Below are 17,893 nucleotides of genomic sequence, written 5' to 3'. Positions count from 1 at the left end.
TGCTCTTTTATGCTCACCTACAGCTTTGCCGCCAGACCCTGGGCCGCAACGCCGGAGCTTTTGTCATTCCCCTGGGGACGGAGAATAATATGGAACCATTACGCGCCAGTATTCTCACCATCGGCACCGAAGTCAGCACCGGGCAGATCGTGAACAGCAATGCCGCCTGGATCGCCGATCAGCTCGTCAATCTGAAGATGAACCCCGTCTGGCATTTGGCAGTCCCCGATGATGAACGGGAAATGACCGACGCCTTGAATTTGGCAGCCGCCCGCACGCGGCTGCTTTTTATCACCGGCGGACTGGGTCCGACGACCGATGATATCACCCGGCAGGTGGTCAGCCGCTGGTGGGGGGATACTCTGGAATTCCAATCCGGCAGCTGGGAAAAAATTATCCAGCGCTTTCAGATGCTCGGCATTACACCGCCCGAATCCAATAAGCAGCAGTGCTATTTTCCCAGCCAGTCGCGTGTCCTTGATAATCCCGCGGGCACAGCCGACGCTTTTTATCTGCAAAGAAAGGACCTCCAGGTCTGGATCCTTCCCGGTCCGCCCGAGGAAATCAAAGCCATCTGGAAGAGCAGCATTGAAAGACAGCTCCTGGAGCTCGGTCGCGACAGCGATGCTTTCCGTCTGTTCCGCTGGCATCTGATCGGCAAAAGCGAATCGGCCGTGGGCGAAATCGTCGAGGCCGCCATCGCAGGATCGACGATGGTATCAGGGTACAGGCCGCACGCGCCTTATATCGAAGTGAAAATCTGGTGCCGGGAAAGCGAACTCGTTAAGAATCAGCCCTGGCTCGATAAACTGAATGCAGCCCTGAGCCCCTGGCTCATCGGCCGTGATGATGAAGACAGCATAGATCGTCTCCTGGCGCGCTTTCATGCGTTCTCGCACATCATTGTGAAGGACTCCGGTTCCTCGGGAGCCTTCGCCGATCGTCTGGGCCAGGCCTGGAGGAAAATCGGGAACAGCAGCATTCGTCTGGAAAGCCACGAACAATTTCCCTGTGCTCAGCCTGAACCGGAAAACGCGCCGCTGCGTCCAGGACCGGGTGAGTTGATCCTTGAAATCCTGCCCGTTCAGGACGATGGAACCTGGACCATCATCTGGCGCTCGGAACAGGTCAACCGTCAGAAAACCCTGAAATTACCGTTCCGCCGCGATAAAAAACGTTTTGATCGGGAGCGGCGCTTCGTCAGTGAAATGAGCATTGCCGCCTGGAGCCAATCCGAGGACCAGGAGCTGCTCGCGTGAGTGTACTCCTTGCTCCTCTCGGCTGTCTTTATGGTGGCGTCATGCGGCTGCGGCGCTTTCTTTATCAAAAGAACGTGCTGCGCTCGCATCAGCTGCCCGGCTTTGTGATTTCCGTGGGGAATCTTGAGGCCGGTGGCACGGGGAAAAGTCCGGTGGTCATGGCCGTGGCCACACATCTTCTCAAGACAGGAGCGCGACCGGCGATTCTTACCCGTGGTTACCGCAGCGGTCTTGATGCCGAAGAATCGGCTGTGCTTCAGGGTGCGGACATTCTTATGCCGCCCGCATCCGGAAAAGCCTTTCACGCCGATGAAGCCACCATGCAGGCCAGACGACTCGGCCAGGTCCCGGTGATTATCGGAGCCCGGCGTTGGGCTGCGGCCCAGCGTTATTTGGCCAAACACCCTGCGCCCACGCATTGGATTTTGGATGATGGCTTTCAGCATCTCAAGCTCAAGCGTCAGCTCGATATCGTGCTCCTCGATGCGGAAAAGCCCTTGCACAACGGCCGCTGTCTGCCGGCCGGACGCCTGCGTGAATTCCCGCGGACTTTGAAGTTTGCCCAGCTGATATTTCTGACCCGCGCCCGGGCGCAGAAAGCGCCTTTCATTCTTCACAACATGACAGCACCTGTTATTCCGATCGCCTTTGGCAACGGGACACCTCGGCAAATGCTTGGTCCTGAAAGCCCCTGGACATCGCACAGCGCGGTAATCCTTGCACTCGGCATCGCCCATCCTGATCGCGTTATGGAACACTGCCGCCAGCAGCGCTATCCGATTATCGAGCAGCTGACTGTGGGTGATCATGAACGATTCCCGCAGGAAAAGCTGGAAAGCCTCATCAAAAAAGCCGGAGCCATCCTGACAACAGAGAAGGATTTTTGGCGTCAGTCCGAGCTTTTGAACACGCTCAAAATCCCCGTGTATGTCCTGCCACTCGACCTCGCATTTCCGGAGTCCTTCTCTTTATCGGACTTTCTTCCTTAATTTACCGTTTCTTTACAAATTTTCATAAATGATTTCCGCAAATTAAACTCATTGCAGCAACTCTTTGCTTTTCTGCAGAATTTGCCTTATACAGGGGTCGCAGATCATTGAGAGAAGAAGCCATAAGGAAGATCCATGAAGAACATTCTTGTCATCGAGGACGATCCGGATATTCGAGAACTTCTGAATTACAATCTGTCCCGCGAAGGCTTTGATGTCACCACCTGCTCCGATGGTCAGGATGGACTCGAAAAGGCTCTTAGCAAGAAAACCGACATTATCGTTCTTGATCTCATGCTGCCTCATCTGAACGGCATCGAGGTTTGCAAAAAAATTCGTGAAATCCCTGAAAAGCGCAGCGTGCCCATCATCATGCTGACGGCCAAAGGCGAGGAAACGGATATCGTCTTCGGCCTTGGCGTCGGTGCCGATGATTACATGATCAAGCCCTTCGGCGTGAAGGAACTGATCGCCCGCATCTATACCCGGCTTCGGACCCAGAAATCTCCGGACGCCGAGCGCAGTCCCGGCGAAGTCGTGCGTCAGGGCGAAGTCGAGGTGGACAAGGCCCGCTTTCAGGTCAAGGTCGCAGGTCATCATGTGCCCATGACCCTCGCGGAATTCCGTCTTTTCGAAGCGCTCGTCGCCCGTCCGGGAATCGTCCTGTCGCGCGATCGTCTGCTGGATGCCGTGACAGGTGGCGAAGGCGTTCTCATCGATCGCAACATCGATGTGCACGTACGCGCGATCCGGAAAAAGCTCGGCGAATCCCGTGACCTGATTCAGACCGTGCGTGGCCTTGGATATAAATTCCGGGAATTGCAATGATCCGCTCCAAGTTTTTTTGGAAGAACTTTTTGTCCTTCTGTCTGATCATCGGCTTCACCACGTTCGTGGTGAGCTATCTCCTCGTTCTTAAAACCCAGTCTTTCATCGAAGAGAACGCGATCGAAGGGCTCCAGGAGAAACTGGTGCTCTTCGAATCCTATTTTGCCGATGGCACCACCTGGCGTGAACCGGAGAGCATAAAACTTCTGGTGAACATGGCCCAGGAAACCAAGACCCGGCTCACTGTTTTGGATGAAGCGGGCGAAATCCTGCTGGAATCGGAAGTCAGCGAAGTGAAGGCCAACGAGATTCATCGGAATCGTCCGGAAGTGAAGGAAGCCGCGCGGAACGAAGTGGGCCTTGCGAAGCGCTACAGCGTAACGAAAGCTTCGCAGACTCTTTACACAGCGAAAAAAGTTCATACCCCCAAGGGCACGCTTTTCATTCGCCTGGGAGTTCCCATCAGGAACCTCGAAGATCGCGTCGCTGATATCTTTTCAGCCATCGGCATCGGCGCCTCCATGGGCATGGTGCTCTCACTCCTCGTGGCTCTTGTGATCGTGCGTCGGATCACGGATCCCGTTTCCGAAATGACCAAGGTCGCGGGCGCCATCAGTCTTGGCAACTATGCGGCCCGGATTCGGCGCCTGCCCAATAATGAACTCGGCACCCTGGGCGAAGCGATCAATCGCCTGGCCGCCGCGGTCCAGGCCAACATCAGCCGGCGGGAAAAAATGGAGCAGATCCGCCGCGAATTTTCGTCCAATATTTCCCACGAACTCAAAACACCTCTGACCTCGATCAAGGGTTATGTCGATACGCTTTTGGAAGGCGCGCTGGAGGACAAAGCCAACAACATGCGCTTTCTTCGCATCATCAATAACAATGCCGAACGCATGATCAGCCTTGTGAGCGATCTATTGAGCCTTGCGACCATCGAGGCCAATGAAGGCGCGGTGGAACTCGAAAACGTCGACTGGCGCCCTATCGTCCAGGAAGCGATCGCCCGGCAGCAGATCAAGGTCAACAGCAAGGAAATCGTTCTGGAAACGCTGATTGACGACCAGGACCTGATCGTCAAAGGCAGTCGCAAGCCGATGTCGCATATCCTTGAGAACCTTCTGCAAAACGCCATCAACTACACGCCTTCGAAAGGGCATATTCAGATCGTTCTCCGTCGCGAGAAAGGCTTCATAGATCTATCTGTAAGGGATAACGGGGTCGGCATAGCCCGACAGGACCAGCCTCGGATCTTTGAACGGTTTTATCGTGTCGATACGGCGCGATCACGGAATGAAGGCGGAACAGGCTTGGGCCTCGCTATCGTCAAACATCTCGTGATTCAGATCCAAGGCATGATAACTGTCGATAGTGACATTGGACGCGGCTCCACGTTCACTGTCCGTTTGCCAGCAATTTAGCGGGTTTCCACGTGAATTCCACGGAAGCCTGCTCACAGCTGTAGGCTTTCCTCCCCCAGCGTCTGGCTGTCAGTGCTTTCACCATTTTTCTCTTTATGATTTCACTCTTTGTAGGTATAAAACCGCCAACCGCTAAACATCATCTGTCATGCTGCCACAGCTACAGATAAGGGGGGAATTAAACTGACCGGATTGCCTGAGATGACAATCAAGACAGTTTTTCTGTGCCTTTATCTTAATTTTACAAATCTCTTGTATGTAGTCGCTGCACGTTAAAGATTTTCACCAATCTGGGAGTAAAGCATGAAAGCACGCAACCTCATGTTAAGTTTGGCTGTTTTCGCCATGGGTTGTCACGGATTTGCCGCGGATAAAGGCGACAAGAACCTGAAAGGCGAAGTCAAGCTGGACGGTTCGAGCACGGTGTTTCCCATTGCGGAGGCTGCTGCAGAAGAATTCCAAAAACTCTATCCCAACGTTCGCGTGACTGTGGGTCTTTCCGGAACAGGCGGCGGCTTTAAAAAATTCAGCACGGGCGAAATTGATATCGCCAATGCCTCCCGCAAAATGAAGCCTGAAGAAGCCAAGAAAGCTCAGGACAACAAGGTCGAGTACATGGAACTGCCGCTCGCATCGGACGGTATTTCCGTGGTTGTGAACCCAGCCAACAAATGGGCCACCCAGCTGACTCTGGCTCAATTGAAAGAAATCTGGCAGCCCGGCAGCAAGGTGCAAACCTGGAAGGATATCAATCCCGCCTGGCCAGCCGAGAAGATCAAGCTCTACGGCCCTGGCGCCGATTCGGGGACCTTCGATTTCTTCACTGAGCACGTCATGGGTACCGCACGTCTCTCGCGCAATGATTATGTGGCGAGCGAAGACGACAACGTTCTCGTCACCGGCGTAACCAAAGACAAGTATGCCATGGCCTATTTCGGCTTTGCTTACTACGAAGAAAACCAGAAGGCGATGAATGTCCTGGCTCTGGCCAAAGACAAAACCGCTGTCGTGCCCAGCCCCAAGACCATCGAAGACGGCAGCTATCCCCTGTCCCGTCCTCTTGTGGTCTATGTGAATAACAAGGCCGCTCAGCAGCGCCCTGAAGTGAAGGCCTTCGTCAGCTTCCTTCTGAAAAACGCGGCGACCCTTTCCAAGGAAGTGGGTTATGTGCCTTTGAAAGAAGCTGTCTATACCGACACTTTGAAGAAGTTCGAAGCCGCGACTGGCGGTCCCGCAAAGCAGACCCACTAATTCCATCGCGAGGAGAGCAGCGTGACGAGTCGCCCATGGGCCAAGGTTAGTAACTTTCAGAAATTTCGTGAAAAACTCGTCGTCAAAGCGCTGCTCGTCTGCGCATCGATATCGATTCTGACGACTCTTGGCATCATTTTCATTCTGATGGAAGAGTCGGTCCAGTTCTTCAGTCACATTTCCCTGTTTGAATTCTTCGGCTCGACCGAGTGGGCCCCACTCTTCGAGCCGCGGAGTTTCGGGGTTTTGCCCCTGATCAGCGGCACCATGCTGATCGCTTTCGGGGCCTTGATTTTTGCGCTGCCCATCGGCCTTGGCATTGCGATCTACACCTCGCAGTATGCTCAGGGTTGGTGGCAGAAGATTCTGAAGCCGGTGCTGGAAATCCTCGCCGGCATCCCCTCTGTGGTCTACGGTTATTTCGCGATCACTCAGATCACTCCGCTGCTGCAGGCCCTTTTCGACGACGTCGAAGTCTTCAACGCGGCCAGCGCCTCGATCGTGATTGCCATCATGGTCCTTCCGACCATTGCCTCGATTTGTGATGACTCCCTTCGCGCTGTCCCAAAGACGGTTAAAGACGGAGCCTACGCTCTGGGCGCACGTAAATCCGAAGTGATCATCAGCATCGTTGTTCCCTCAGCCTTGAGCGGTATCCTTGCCTCCTTTATTCTGGCCTTCTCCCGCGCCATTGGCGAAACCATGGCCGTAACGCTGGCTGCCGGCGGTACACCTAATATGACCTTGAACCCCTTTGAAGGCGTGCAGGCCATGACGGCCTATATCGCGCAGGTGAGTCTTGGCGATGTGGCCCATGGTTCCCTTGAATATCAGTCCATCTTTGCTGTCGGTCTTGTCCTCTTTTTGATGACACTGGCCATGAATCTTTTGTCGCAATTCATTGTCAAACGCTACGCAAGGAAGTATGAATGACCGAGATGCCAAGCGCTATGGGCGGCGTCAAAAATAAAGTTATTCCTGGACAGGAAGGCCTCATGCCCGATCGGGAGAATCGCAGCGTCTTTAAGGTTAATACCGAACGACGACGCCTGAAGGAACGTATTTTCACAACAACGATCCTTGTGGCCACCATCATGGCTTTGCTCGTCCTGGTTTATCTGATTGCCAGTGTGACGAGAGATGGAGCCGGGAGTTTGAGCTGGGATTTTCTTACCAGCTTTCCTTCGCGTTTTGCGTCCAAAGCCGGGATAAAATCCGCGATCGCCGGCAGCATGTGGCTTGGCGCTCTCACCCTCTTCTTCTCGGTTCTCTTTGGAGTCGGTGCTGCGGTTTATCTGCAGGAGCTGGCCAACAAGAATCGCATGAGCCAGGTCATTGAACTTTCCATTGCAACACTGGCCGGCGTTCCGTCGATTATCTACGGCATGCTGGGTCTGGGCGTCTTTGTTCGCTTCATGGCCCTCGGTCGCTCGGTATTGGCCGGCGCCTTGACCATGAGCCTTTTGGTGATGCCGGTCATTATCATCGCTTCGCGCGAGGCTTTGAAAAGCGTGCCGGATTCCATTCGCATGGCGGCCTTTGCCCTGGGTGCGACCCGCTGGCAAACCGTTCGTGATCATGTTCTTCCTGCGGCCGTTCCGGGAATCGCGACCGGCGTGATTCTGGCGATGGCGCGGGCCATGGGTGAAGCCGCTCCTTTGATTCTTCTGGGAGCTTTGACATATGTGGCTTTCGTTCCCTCAGGACTGTTTGATGGTTTCACTGCGCTGCCCATTCAGATCTACAACTGGACCTCGCGTCCGCAGCAGGCGTTCCATGAACTGGCCGCTGCTGGCATCATCGTTCTTTTGATCTTCCTGCTGATTTGCAACTCAGCAGCCATCTTCATTCGTTCCAAGTGGGGAGCCAAGAAATGAGCTTCGGCAGTCCGATTCTGGAAACCAGGAATTTGAACGTTTATTACGGCCAGAAAAAGGTCGTTCGCAACGTCAGCGTCAAAGTTCCAAAAAGAACAGTCACGGCCTTGATCGGTCCGTCGGGTTGCGGCAAGAGCACGCTGCTCCGGACGTTCAACCGCATGAATGACTTTATTGATATCTTCCGTCATGAAGGCGAAGTCCTTTTCGAGGGCACGGACATCTATAAATCCCAGATGGAAGTCACCGAATTCCGTCGTCGTGTGGGCATGGTCTTTCAAAAGCCCAACCCCTTCACCAGCTCGATCGCCAAAAACATCACCTGGGGTCCGCAAATCAACGGCTACCAGGGGAATCTGGATGAACTCGTCGAATCCTGTCTGCGCAAGGCGGCGCTTTGGGATGAAGTCAAAGACAAGCTGAATGACAGTGGCCTCGCCCTTTCCGGCGGCCAGCAGCAGCGCCTTTGCATCGCCCGCGCCATCGCCATGGATCCCGAAGTCATCCTGATGGACGAACCCTGCTCCGCCCTCGACCCCGCGTCCACGCTCGCGATCGAGGACCTGATCCACGAACTCAAAAAGAATTACACCATCGTCATCGTAACCCATAACATGCAGCAGGCCGCCCGCGTCTCCGAATACACGGCCTTCATGTACAACGGTGACCTCATCGAATTTGACGGGACCTCGAAGATCTTCTCGAACCCCGAAGAAAAGCTGACTCGCGATTACATCGTCGGCCGTTTTGGCTGATAAAGCGCCGGGACCCGTTCCCGGCCAGTTGCCGACCCAACCAACTTGTTTTCTTTCCCATACCCAGACTCAAACTCTGAGGACACGGACCCCTTCAACTTTTCTTTATCTTATGGTGGACCGCGGCAGCCGATGCTACATTAGCACTTTATTTGGCTTTGGAAGTCTTCGCCGCCATGGGCTGTGAAGGTCTTCGGGCGCCTCACCCACCGCAAGCCGAATTGACTCCCCCTAAAGCATTGAGAGTGGACCATGAGCACACAATTGGACGGTTGGCATCGCAGCCATAATCTCGGTGAATTAACAGCGCAGCACCATGGACAAACAGTGACCCTGATGGGCTGGGTGCAGACCCGCCGCGATCACGGTAATCTTATCTTCATCGATTTGCGCGATCGCTTCGGCATCACCCAGGTTGTGCTTGATCCCGCCCGTACCAGCAAAATATTGGACGTCGGCGAAAAGCTGCGCAATGAATTCGTGCTCGCCGTCAAAGGCGTGGTGAACAAGCGCCCCGAAGGCATGATCAATCAAAAAGTCGCCACCGGTGCGATCGAAGTTCTGGTCGACGAAGCCAAGCTTCTGAACCCGAGCGAACCTCTGCCCTTCCAGATCCAGGACCTGACGGAAGCCAGTGAAACGCTGCGCCTCAAGCACCGCTATCTGGATTTGCGCCGTCCGACTCTGAAGCACAACATCCTGACCCGCATTCAATTCGTGCGTGAAATGCGCCGCGCGCTCGAGGATGAAAACTTCCTCGATATCGAAACCCCATACCTCTACAAATCCACGCCGGAGGGCGCACGCGAGTTCCTTGTACCGTCGCGCGTTCATGCCGGAAAATTTTATGCCTTGCCGCAAAGTCCTCAGCTCTTCAAGCAGGTGCTGATGATCTCGGGCTTCGACCGCTACTACCAGGTCGTCAAATGCTTCCGCGATGAAGACTTGCGTGCGGACCGTCAGCCTGAGTTCTCCCAGGTCGACCTTGAGATGTCCTTCGTCGATCGTGAGCAGGTCCTGAATACGATGGAACGCGTCATCAGCCGCGCCTGGGAAAAAGCGTCCGGCGTGAAAGTGCCGACTCCCCTGCCGCGCATGGCCTATGACGACGCCATGGAATTCTATGGTAACGACAAACCCGACACGCGTTTTGAATTGAAACTCCAAAACCTGACCCCTCTGGTTCAGAAAACGGAATTCAAAGTCTTCATCAATGCGGTCAGCACGGGCGGCATCGTCAACGCCTTGCATCTCAAAGGCCAGGCGGAAACATTCAGCCGTAAAGACCTCGATGAACTCCAGGAACTCGTCAAACAATACGGCTCGGGTGGATTGGCCTGGGCCAAGGTGAAGGACGGCAAGGGTCAGGAAAGCTGGCAGTCGCCGATCGCCAAATTCCTGGGTGATGATGTCGTCGACAGCATCAATAAGCAGCTCGGCGCAACCGCACAGGACTTGATTCTGATCGCAGCCGGTGACTACCGGACGACCAAGGCCGCGCTCTCGGCTTTGCGCCTTGAGCTGGGCAAGCGTTTGAAACTGTATAACCCGAAGCAGTTCAACTTCCTGTGGGTGCTCGACTTCCCATCCTTCGAACGCGATCCTGAGAGCGGTCGACTGATCGCCTGTCACCATCCCTTTACCTCGCCGCGCGACGAAGACCTCCATCTTCTGGAAACCGCGCCCGAGAAGGTGAAGGCCAAAGCCTATGACCTTGTGCTGAACGGCAACGAAGTCGCAGGTGGCTCCATCCGGATTCACAATCAAGAGCTGCAGGCGAAGATTTTCGCTCTGCTGGGCTTGACGCCGGAAGAAGCTCAGGCCAAATTCGGCTTCCTCCTGGAAGCTCTGCGGTACGGCGCTCCACCCCATGGTGGTATGGCTTTCGGCCTGGATCGACTGGTCATGCTCTTGACCGGCTCGGATTCCATTCGCGACGTCATTCCGTTCCCAAAAACCAACAAAGCCACGGACCTGATGACCGAAGCACCAAGCGAAGTCACAGCCGATGAATTGCGCAATCTGCACATTCGCGTGCAAAAGCTAACTTTGGAGTAAAGCGATGAGCGACGCTCGTCTTGAACTTTGGAATCATTATCCTATGGGCCCTCAACTGCGCTCCTACCTGGGCGTCAGTGATGAGGAATACACGGGCGATCGCTCACCACGGCCAGATGAAAGAACCATGGCGGCTTTTCAGGATTTTCTCATGCAGGTCGTGCGCGAGAAACCTGTCGCCAATCAGGACCTCTTTGTCGATCTTATGGAAGAGCTGACCTCCATGGGTTTGCCCCAGGTCGTTGTTGCCTTGACCGAACACGCGCCCGGGTTCGCGATCGACACCGATTTCCGCGCGTGCCTCGCCCTGGGTTCTTCGCTCATGATGATCGGTGAACTCGATGAAGGCGCGGTCGTGATGAACCAGGCCAAGGCCCTTGTGCCTCAGGAACTGGCTCCCTACGTGAACCTGGCGAGCATCGCCTTTTCGCAAGAACGCGACAGTGAAGCTCTCGAATTGATCGATAGCGGCCTGGGTATTGATCCCAACAATTTCCGGCTTTGGGAATTGGCCGCATCGATCTATCTTCATGAGGATAGAGCAAGCGCTGGTGAGCGGCTTCGCTCGAAAGCGATGGAGACGAACTCCTTTGCTGGTCTGTCTTTGGCGGCCGAGATCATCGATCCCACGGATCGTCTGCTCAAGGCGGAGCTTTTGGAAGAGGCTTTCAACGCCGGCGCTCGCGATGACGATTTCTTAATTGAGTACACCGCAGCGCTTGGGTTAGCACAGCAATTCGAAAAGATCCCGCAACTGGTCTACCGCATTGAGCACATCGAGAAGAAGAAAGTTCACTGGAAGCTCTATGCGCATGCGGCCCAGGCGTTTCTGGCCATGAACAAGGAAGCTGAGGCGGCAACGCTGATCAGCAAGGCGTCTCGATCGCCCGACATACCGGCGAATGTTCTGCAGGACCTGCAGAGCGTTTACGACGAACACATGCAAGCGCACCACTGACAAGGGGATGGCGTGATGACTCTCAAGAATGTTGAAACCAAGGACGCCCCAGCGGCGATAGGACCATATTCACAGGCCGTCATACACGGCGGGCTTGTGTACTGCTCGGGACAGATTCCGCTCAATCCAAGCACGGGTGAAATCCTGGACGGATCCATCGAAGAGCAAACCCACCAGGTGATGAAAAATCTCCAGGCGGTTCTGCAGGCGGCGGGAAGTGGTTGGTCGGGAGTTATCCGCACGACAATTTATTTGCAGAATTTGGAAAATTTCGCCAAAGTAAACGAGGTATACGCAAGTTACCTAAGCAAGCCCTATCCGGCACGAGCAACAGTCCAGGTCGCCAAACTCCCCCGCGGAGTCGGTGTCGAGATTGATGCGATTGCCTGTCAGATATAGCGATTGCCTTGGAAAATCCTGTTCGCGGGCTTTGGTTTTACCTTAAGCGCAGTTTTGGATTTTATTTCCAAAAAAATGCGTCACATGGGAGGTAAAACCCAGGTTGCTATGCTATGCTGTTAGTGAATCCATCAATTCAGATCTTATGGTACTGGGAGTCCAATGGACCGCAGGGCAACACTGCTGAAACGAGCAGCCGTAGGTATGAGCGCGTTGAGTCTTTTTGTCTTGCTGGGAGTGAATTCCATCAAGGCAGCCCTCAAGCCGCCCGTGCTCACGACTTATGTTGAAATCGACGGGGTGGATTACGGCCCCTTTGATAATATTGAAGGTATTGATAAGTTTGCGCAGGACGGCTTTCCTTTGGCCGCCAAAGCCAGCTTTGAAACTGTTCGTCTGAGCCGGGAATTCGTCACCAGCCCCTCGCTCTACCTTTGGGCGAAAAATCAGACCAGTCGAAAATTTGGTCCAAAGGATATTCACCTGATCACCGAGAATGAAGAAGGTTACGTGGTATCCCGCAAGGTTTTGCAGCTGTGTCAGCCTCTGTCATGGTCTGTGGAATCCTCGAATCCTTCTCTCGGCGGGTTCAATGAAGCTGTGGATCTGGCTGTACAGAAAGTTTCCACATTCTAATTGCGACCTTGAAATCAGATATGGAGTCGTATGAGCCGTCGCTCTCGATCACGGATGCGCTTTACCGCTGGACTCGGTGGCCTCTTCGCCCTTCTCTGGGGCTGCCAGTACCTTTTGGATCCGCAACCCAATGCCAATGGAAATGCTTCGCCTGAGCAGAAGACCAACTTCAGCTCAAGCGTGAAGATCTATTTGAAATCCTCGACGAATGCCAACGTCTATATCGGTGAATACGACCGTGAAAGTTGCGAGAATGGTTTCCCGCAGCAGTGGTCCATTTTCATGACGTCGGTCCTCGGTCAGCACCGCTTTGATATCGACTACACGAAGCTTGTGAACAAGAAGGGCAATGAGCTTGATATCAAGGTTCATCCGCAGCGCTATACCCTGAAATACGATCATCTGCCGAATGAACTCGCTTCGGCGCTCCTCTGTGAGCATCACGAGGAATCCTCGATCACCTTCGGTCGGGAATCCCCGGGCGCGCGCGAAATCCTGCAGCCTCTGAAGCTTCTGGCCCCGGACTGCAACTTCGAATGGACCGAGGAAAAAGGCCTCGTTTGCCAACTCCCACGGCCTTCGGATGCGGAAATTTTCGCTTCGCTCGAAACAATCAAACGCAACATGACGACGAAGTGGAATCATCAGCCTTATCTTCTGATCCGTCGTCTGACTTTGACCACGCAGCTGCTCGAGGCTTTCGAACGCCCGGAAAAACGCACGGAACTCGACAAGGTTTGCCGGATCATGCGTTTCTCCCTGCCCAATGAACTGCCTCTCAGCTTCCGTTCCAAACTCTGGCAGGACAAAGTCTGCCAGGGCAAGAATCGGGATCGCGATGCGGCTCTGGTCGCCATTCAGGAAGCCGCTCAGGAAATCCAGGCTCTCTCGCACCGTATCGAAGATGCGAGCCTCGTGGGTCTCTTCACCCTCAGCATTCCTCGCGATCAAAGCATGGCCAAGGGTTACCTCGTCACGCTGCAGCCGATCGAAACTCCTTACATCTCCTCTGCCGACCAGCCCAACTCGTCCTTGCCTTGCGTCTGGCATCCGCTCTTCTCGGAACAGACGGAAAGCCAGCTGATCGCGATGGAACTGGAAATGGTGCAGAGCAAGGGCAGCTCAACCTGCGCCGCGTCTCCCGGACTTGTGAATGCCTACCGGGATGCAAACATTTACGTGCGCTCCAGCGTGGCCAGCGAGATGGAATTTCAAATCTCCAATGGCCAGTCCAAGAAACTCCGTCTGCCAACTGGTGACTACCAATACAGCGTGATCCAGTATAACGGTCCTTTCCCCGAGGAACTCGTTTCCCCCGAGGAAGTGGCTCCCGTCTCTTCGGGTCAAATCAGCTGGAAAAGCGCCCGCCCCCATTTGATCATAAAGAGTTGGTAATCCCCCCGGAAGAGGGTTTATAGTCGGCGCAAAACCGACTTTACCCCCCAGGAGGACCAACCCTTGAAAATTACCATCCTCAACGGCAGTTCCCGCAAGCAATCCCAAAGTGGAAAGATCGCGCGTTTTATTGATGCGAACCTGCGAGCCAAGGCGGGAGTGTCGACCTATTATCTGAGCCTGGAAAATAATCCCTTGCCGCTGTGGGATGAAAGCATCTGGGAGGATGCCCCCACTTGGAAAATCTGGAATCCCATCAAAGCCGAACTGCAGAGCAGCGATGCCTTTGTCTTCGTCGTTCCCGAATGGAGCGGCATGGTTCCCCCGGCCGTGAAAAACTTCTTTTTGCTCTGCTCGCATCAGGAGCTCGGTCACAAACCGGCCCTGATCGTCGCGGTCAGCAGCTCGCGCGGCGGCGCCTATCCCGTGAATGAACTCCGCATTTCATCCTATAAAAACACGCGCCTGCTTTATCTGCCGGAGCATTTCATCATTCGTGATGTCGAGAAGATGTTCAATGGCGAAACGCCCGCGAGCGAGGATGATAAATATCTGCGCCTGCGCCTCGATTATTGCCTGAATCTCCTTCAGGCTTACGGCAAGTGCATGAAGGAGATTCGATCGAGCGGAGTCATTGATCACAAAACTTTTCCGAACGGCATGTGAACAGGCTCACGCGATCCTGAGAGCCCGGCAAAGGTCATGGATGGCCAAAGGCTTCGGCAGGAAGGAATCAAAGCCTGCAGATAGAGCGGTTTTGAGCACGTTGCGGTGGTTGTTCGCGGAAAAGGCGATGGCATAGAAATCATACTTCGCCACGCTGCGCAGGCGCTTCATCAGCTCAAAACCGTTGGAATCCGGCAGCCCAAGATCGGCGATCACGACATCGGGCCGGAAGCTGCAGAAGGATTCATAGGCTTCCTGCGCATTGCCGTGCGACCTGACCTCGATGCCGGTATTTTTCAATATCGACTGCAGGAGTTCCTGGGTCATCTTATCATCTTCAACCAAAAGCAGGCGACGCGGCGGCAGACGTCCGTCGATCGCCACCAGCTGCGGCTTGGGCAGTTCCTCTTCGACTTCCACCTCGTCCGGCACCGGCGCTGGGGCAGGAGCCGCGGCCTCGACCATCACGTCCTCTTCCTGTGCGGCCGGCAGCTGAATGGCAAAGGTCAGATGATGCTGGGCGGCTTTTTCAAAAATGGACAGCTGACCGCCCATGCTCTCGAGAAGGCGGCAGGCCGTATAAAGACCGACATCAAAGTTCACCGCCAAAGCCAGAGCTTCCTTCGACATCAAATTCCCATCCACCAATCCAGCAAGGACCCCCTGGCGGTTGGTGTAATTGGAATGACGGAACTGCAGATGAACTTTTTGCGGCTGTGCGTAAACCCGAATCAGGATCTGGGATTCAGGGTCACCAAAAAGAATCAGATGCCGCAGAAGATGCTCCATGGATTCCTGCAGCGCGAAAGGCCAGCTCTGCACCGCGACCTGGGACGCGATATTGCCGAGTGTCACCGTTACAGAACGGGCTGCAGCCACCTCGGAAATATTCGGTAGCAGCTGATTGAAAAGATTTTCCAGAACGACTCTTTCGGCCGGCCCCTGCATGCCCTGACCCGGCATCTGAATCGCATCCTGAAGGCTTTGCAGCACCTGCATCTGCTTGTCCGCCGAGCTTTGCAGAATGCGCACGATGCCTTCCGTCTCGGCGTTCTCCTGCTGGCTGAGGAGCTTGGATGAAAGCACGACCGGCGTAAGGTGCGCGTGCAGCTCCTGAATCGAACGCAGCACCAATCTTTGACTCGAATCCACGCGCGCTTTCAGCATCTGATGCTGCCGCTCTTCGGCGAAAAGTTTTTCCTGCAGATTCTTGCGCTGATTTTCGAGCTGGGTGTTCTCGTTTTTGATCCTTATCTTTTCCCGCAGCGAGAGCTGCGCGAAGCCTGTCGTCAGAGCCGCAAGGCCCATGAGTTGCCAGACCCGGTTGTAAAGGTCCTGGGCATCGCGGAATTCCACGAAGTTCATGATGTAAGCGCCATAGATTGCGGTCACCACACCGCGCATGCCCGCCCAACTCGCCAAAAGGAGCCCGACGATCCACAGCCAGGGTGAAGAAAATGGAATTGGCTGGTGAGCCAGCTTAAGGCCCCAAAAAACCAGGACCATGCCGCCGAGAGCAGCGCCTTTCCAGGAAAAGACTGCGCGCACAGGGCCATCCGCGACTTTTTCCTGATCAGCATGAAACGGCACGAGCAGAAGGGGAATCAGACACATGATATAAAACGGGATCGTGGCCAAGAGATCCGTGGCGTGCAATACCACAGCTGGCAGTCCGTTCCACAAGAGATGAGATACATCCGAAGTCACGAGCGGATATTCGAGCAGAAGGATCTGATTCAAACCCACGCGCAAAACGCTCAGGAGCAGGGTCAGGCCCAGGGCCTTCATAATGCTGCGGGTATTGAGCTTCCAATCGCGACCATGCCAGCGGCTGAAGAGCAGGAAGAGTCCCCCCAGCACTGTGGCCTGGATCAAAGCGCTGCTGATGGATGTTGGAAACCACACCAGGAACGAAACAATAGGCAACCCAAGCCAACGAAGGACGGATGTGGAACGGGTGGTCAGGAACAGCCAGGCCAGGAAGAAGGTAAAGGATCCCTTCCAAAGGGGCATGGTCGGTCCACTTTGCTGCTGTCCGAATTCCAAAAGCAACCATACGAGCACAAGAATCATGGACTCGGCGTGCTTGCGCTCCTCGGCCACTTCCTGGCTAACCGCATGATCGGCTGACGTTTTCACAGTCTTTCACTCCCCTGCTTGATGAAGTTGTCCAGGAGAATGATGTGTTCCCGAGCTGGCGGGCTGCAGACTCGGCCGCGCCTCGCGGCTGCGACGGACGTTTGCATCCTATCTCTCTGTCCAATCCTCAAAGAAAACACTGTTTTAATTGACCATACGACGCAATTCGCGCAATCGGTTTTCCGAATTCGAGCGACATAGATTCGTGGCCACATTGAGGATATGGCTATAGCCTTTCGATTTTTGCAGAACCGCTTTCACACACGTCGGGGCATCCGCACACTCCTGGCTTCGATCTTTCGCGCTTACGATCACAATCGGCATGTGATGCAAGAGCGCATCCGTGCAGCGTGCAATTTCGATGCCTGTGGTGTAGCCCAGATCATAGTCGAGTATGGCGACATCGTAATTCGAGAAGAGTCCGATGAAGCCCATCTCGTCGAGGCTCACATAAGACTCCAGCTGAACTTTTTCCATCATGGCCCAACGCTTCATGACGGCGATGAAAACGGGATCATCGTCGATCAGGAGGATCTTGGGATTATGTTGGGTTCCATCAGCAAGAGGTGCATGCGTTTTTGGTTCGTGAACCATTCCTTGGCTTTTGTTATTTGTTACCATACGCTCTTCCTTTCCTGGAAATCTGCTGATAACTCTTTACGCAAGGGCCGCTGCCTTGGATGGAGCTTGGTCGCTTAGATCTTCGTTTCATTTGTTTGATCGTTGAAGATCCACCGGAGAAGCGGCTGAGTCACTCAGGTTCACAGGAACCGTCTCAGCCAGGGTTTGATCATCATGAACAAAGCAATGCTGCCGCGATGATTTATCACTTCCGGTGCTGAAGCAATGTTGATTGCCAAATCTTACTTAAAAATAAGGGTTTTAGAGGAAAAAACCAAACTGAGGATAAAGATTTTCGCAGAATTCTTTTTAATTGTCCTTAAAATTCTTTTCAACTGCTGAAGTATCATTCAGCGAAAAATATCGGGAATCACTGCGTGAAAAATCGGGATGCGCCCGACGCACGCGTGATCCTGCGAAGGCTCTTGCTATGCACCGGCAAGCCATGGCGGACAAGGCTTCGGGGCTTACCGCAGCAGCGATGCACGGAAAATCGAACTGGACACCTGCCGATTAATCGAAAAGGGTGTTCTGCGAAGTCTCGCATTGTCATATTGACATACAAAAGATTTTTCGCCGAAATTTCGTAAAAATGGGGCTCCGAAACCCGGTCAAAACCCGCTAAGACGCCGGCCTCAGCC

Annotated in this window: 16 protein-coding genes; 14 read left to right on the top strand and 2 right to left on the bottom strand. The window is 54.3% G+C overall.

The annotated features are described in order from the left end of the window. Nucleotides 1–89 precede the first annotated feature (89 nt). From VFO10_RS25085 to VFO10_RS25020, 14 genes are all read left to right on the top strand, one after another. Complete coding sequence (locus tag VFO10_RS25085; RefSeq protein ID WP_325144747.1) at nucleotides 90–1,259, top strand: competence/damage-inducible protein A; 1,170 nt, start codon at nucleotides 90–92, stop codon at nucleotides 1,257–1,259. Then, nucleotides 1,256–2,248 (top strand): tetraacyldisaccharide 4'-kinase, encoded by a 993-nt coding sequence (gene lpxK / locus VFO10_RS25080; RefSeq protein ID WP_325144746.1) that lies wholly within the window; start codon nucleotides 1,256–1,258, stop codon nucleotides 2,246–2,248. The genes VFO10_RS25085 and lpxK overlap by 4 nt, the downstream gene beginning before the upstream one ends. A gap of 135 nt (nucleotides 2,249–2,383) precedes the next feature. Then, a complete protein-coding gene (locus VFO10_RS25075) occupies nucleotides 2,384–3,076 on the top strand; it encodes a response regulator transcription factor (protein WP_325144745.1) in 693 nt (230 codons plus the stop codon). Further along, nucleotides 3,073–4,497, top strand: coding sequence for a sensor histidine kinase (locus VFO10_RS25070; protein WP_325144744.1), 1,425 nt, complete (start codon nucleotides 3,073–3,075; stop codon nucleotides 4,495–4,497). The genes VFO10_RS25075 and VFO10_RS25070 overlap by 4 nt, the downstream gene beginning before the upstream one ends. Before the next feature lie 303 nt (nucleotides 4,498–4,800). After that, nucleotides 4,801–5,748, top strand: a complete 948-nt coding sequence (locus VFO10_RS25065; RefSeq protein ID WP_325144743.1) for a PstS family phosphate ABC transporter substrate-binding protein — start codon at nucleotides 4,801–4,803, stop codon at nucleotides 5,746–5,748. Between the two features lie 21 nt (nucleotides 5,749–5,769). Continuing rightward, nucleotides 5,770–6,681, top strand: coding sequence for a phosphate ABC transporter permease subunit PstC (gene pstC / locus VFO10_RS25060; RefSeq protein WP_325144742.1), 912 nt, complete (start codon nucleotides 5,770–5,772; stop codon nucleotides 6,679–6,681). Nucleotides 6,682–6,743: 62 nt separating this feature from the next. Then, complete coding sequence (gene pstA, locus VFO10_RS25055) at nucleotides 6,744–7,625, top strand: phosphate ABC transporter permease PstA (protein WP_414697045.1); 882 nt, start codon at nucleotides 6,744–6,746, stop codon at nucleotides 7,623–7,625. Next, nucleotides 7,622–8,380 carry a phosphate ABC transporter ATP-binding protein PstB gene (gene pstB / locus VFO10_RS25050; protein ID WP_325144740.1) on the top strand — a complete coding sequence of 253 codons (759 nt, stop codon included), beginning with the start codon at nucleotides 7,622–7,624 and terminating at the stop codon, nucleotides 8,378–8,380. Before pstA ends, pstB begins: the two co-directional genes overlap by 4 nt. Before the next feature lie 252 nt (nucleotides 8,381–8,632). Further along, a complete protein-coding gene (aspS, locus tag VFO10_RS25045; RefSeq protein WP_325144739.1) occupies nucleotides 8,633–10,438 on the top strand; it encodes an aspartate--tRNA ligase in 1,806 nt (601 codons plus the stop codon). Between the two features lie 4 nt (nucleotides 10,439–10,442). Then, the gene (locus VFO10_RS25040) at nucleotides 10,443–11,396 is read left to right on the top strand and encodes a hypothetical protein (protein ID WP_325144738.1); all 954 of its coding nucleotides are present in this window, start codon (nucleotides 10,443–10,445) and stop codon (nucleotides 11,394–11,396) included. Between the two features lie 15 nt (nucleotides 11,397–11,411). Then, nucleotides 11,412–11,795, top strand: coding sequence for a RidA family protein (locus VFO10_RS25035; RefSeq protein WP_325144737.1), 384 nt, complete (start codon nucleotides 11,412–11,414; stop codon nucleotides 11,793–11,795). 204 nt (nucleotides 11,796–11,999) lie between these two features. Further along, the gene (locus VFO10_RS25030) at nucleotides 12,000–12,431 is read left to right on the top strand and encodes a hypothetical protein (RefSeq protein WP_325144736.1); all 432 of its coding nucleotides are present in this window, start codon (nucleotides 12,000–12,002) and stop codon (nucleotides 12,429–12,431) included. Between the two features lie 30 nt (nucleotides 12,432–12,461). After that, nucleotides 12,462–13,826, top strand: a complete 1,365-nt coding sequence (locus tag VFO10_RS25025; protein WP_325144735.1) for a hypothetical protein — start codon at nucleotides 12,462–12,464, stop codon at nucleotides 13,824–13,826. A gap of 63 nt (nucleotides 13,827–13,889) precedes the next feature. Further along, nucleotides 13,890–14,492 (top strand): NAD(P)H-dependent oxidoreductase, encoded by a 603-nt coding sequence (locus tag VFO10_RS25020; protein ID WP_325144734.1) that lies wholly within the window; start codon nucleotides 13,890–13,892, stop codon nucleotides 14,490–14,492. 6 nt (nucleotides 14,493–14,498) lie between these two features. Here VFO10_RS25020 and VFO10_RS25015 read toward each other — a convergent pair whose 3' ends face one another. Further along, on the bottom strand, nucleotides 14,499–16,631 hold the full coding sequence (locus VFO10_RS25015) for an ATP-binding response regulator (RefSeq protein ID WP_325144733.1): 2,133 nt from the start codon (nucleotides 16,629–16,631) through the stop codon (nucleotides 14,499–14,501). Between the two features lie 144 nt (nucleotides 16,632–16,775). Continuing rightward, nucleotides 16,776–17,252, bottom strand: a complete 477-nt coding sequence (locus tag VFO10_RS25010; protein ID WP_325144732.1) for a response regulator — start codon at nucleotides 17,250–17,252, stop codon at nucleotides 16,776–16,778. Nucleotides 17,253–17,893: the final 641 nt, after the last annotated feature.

It is taken from the genome of Oligoflexus sp. (genome assembly GCF_035712445.1).
Lineage (GTDB): Bacteria > Bdellovibrionota_B > Oligoflexia > Oligoflexales > Oligoflexaceae > Oligoflexus.
This window is presented reverse-complemented; position numbering and strand designations above follow the sequence as displayed.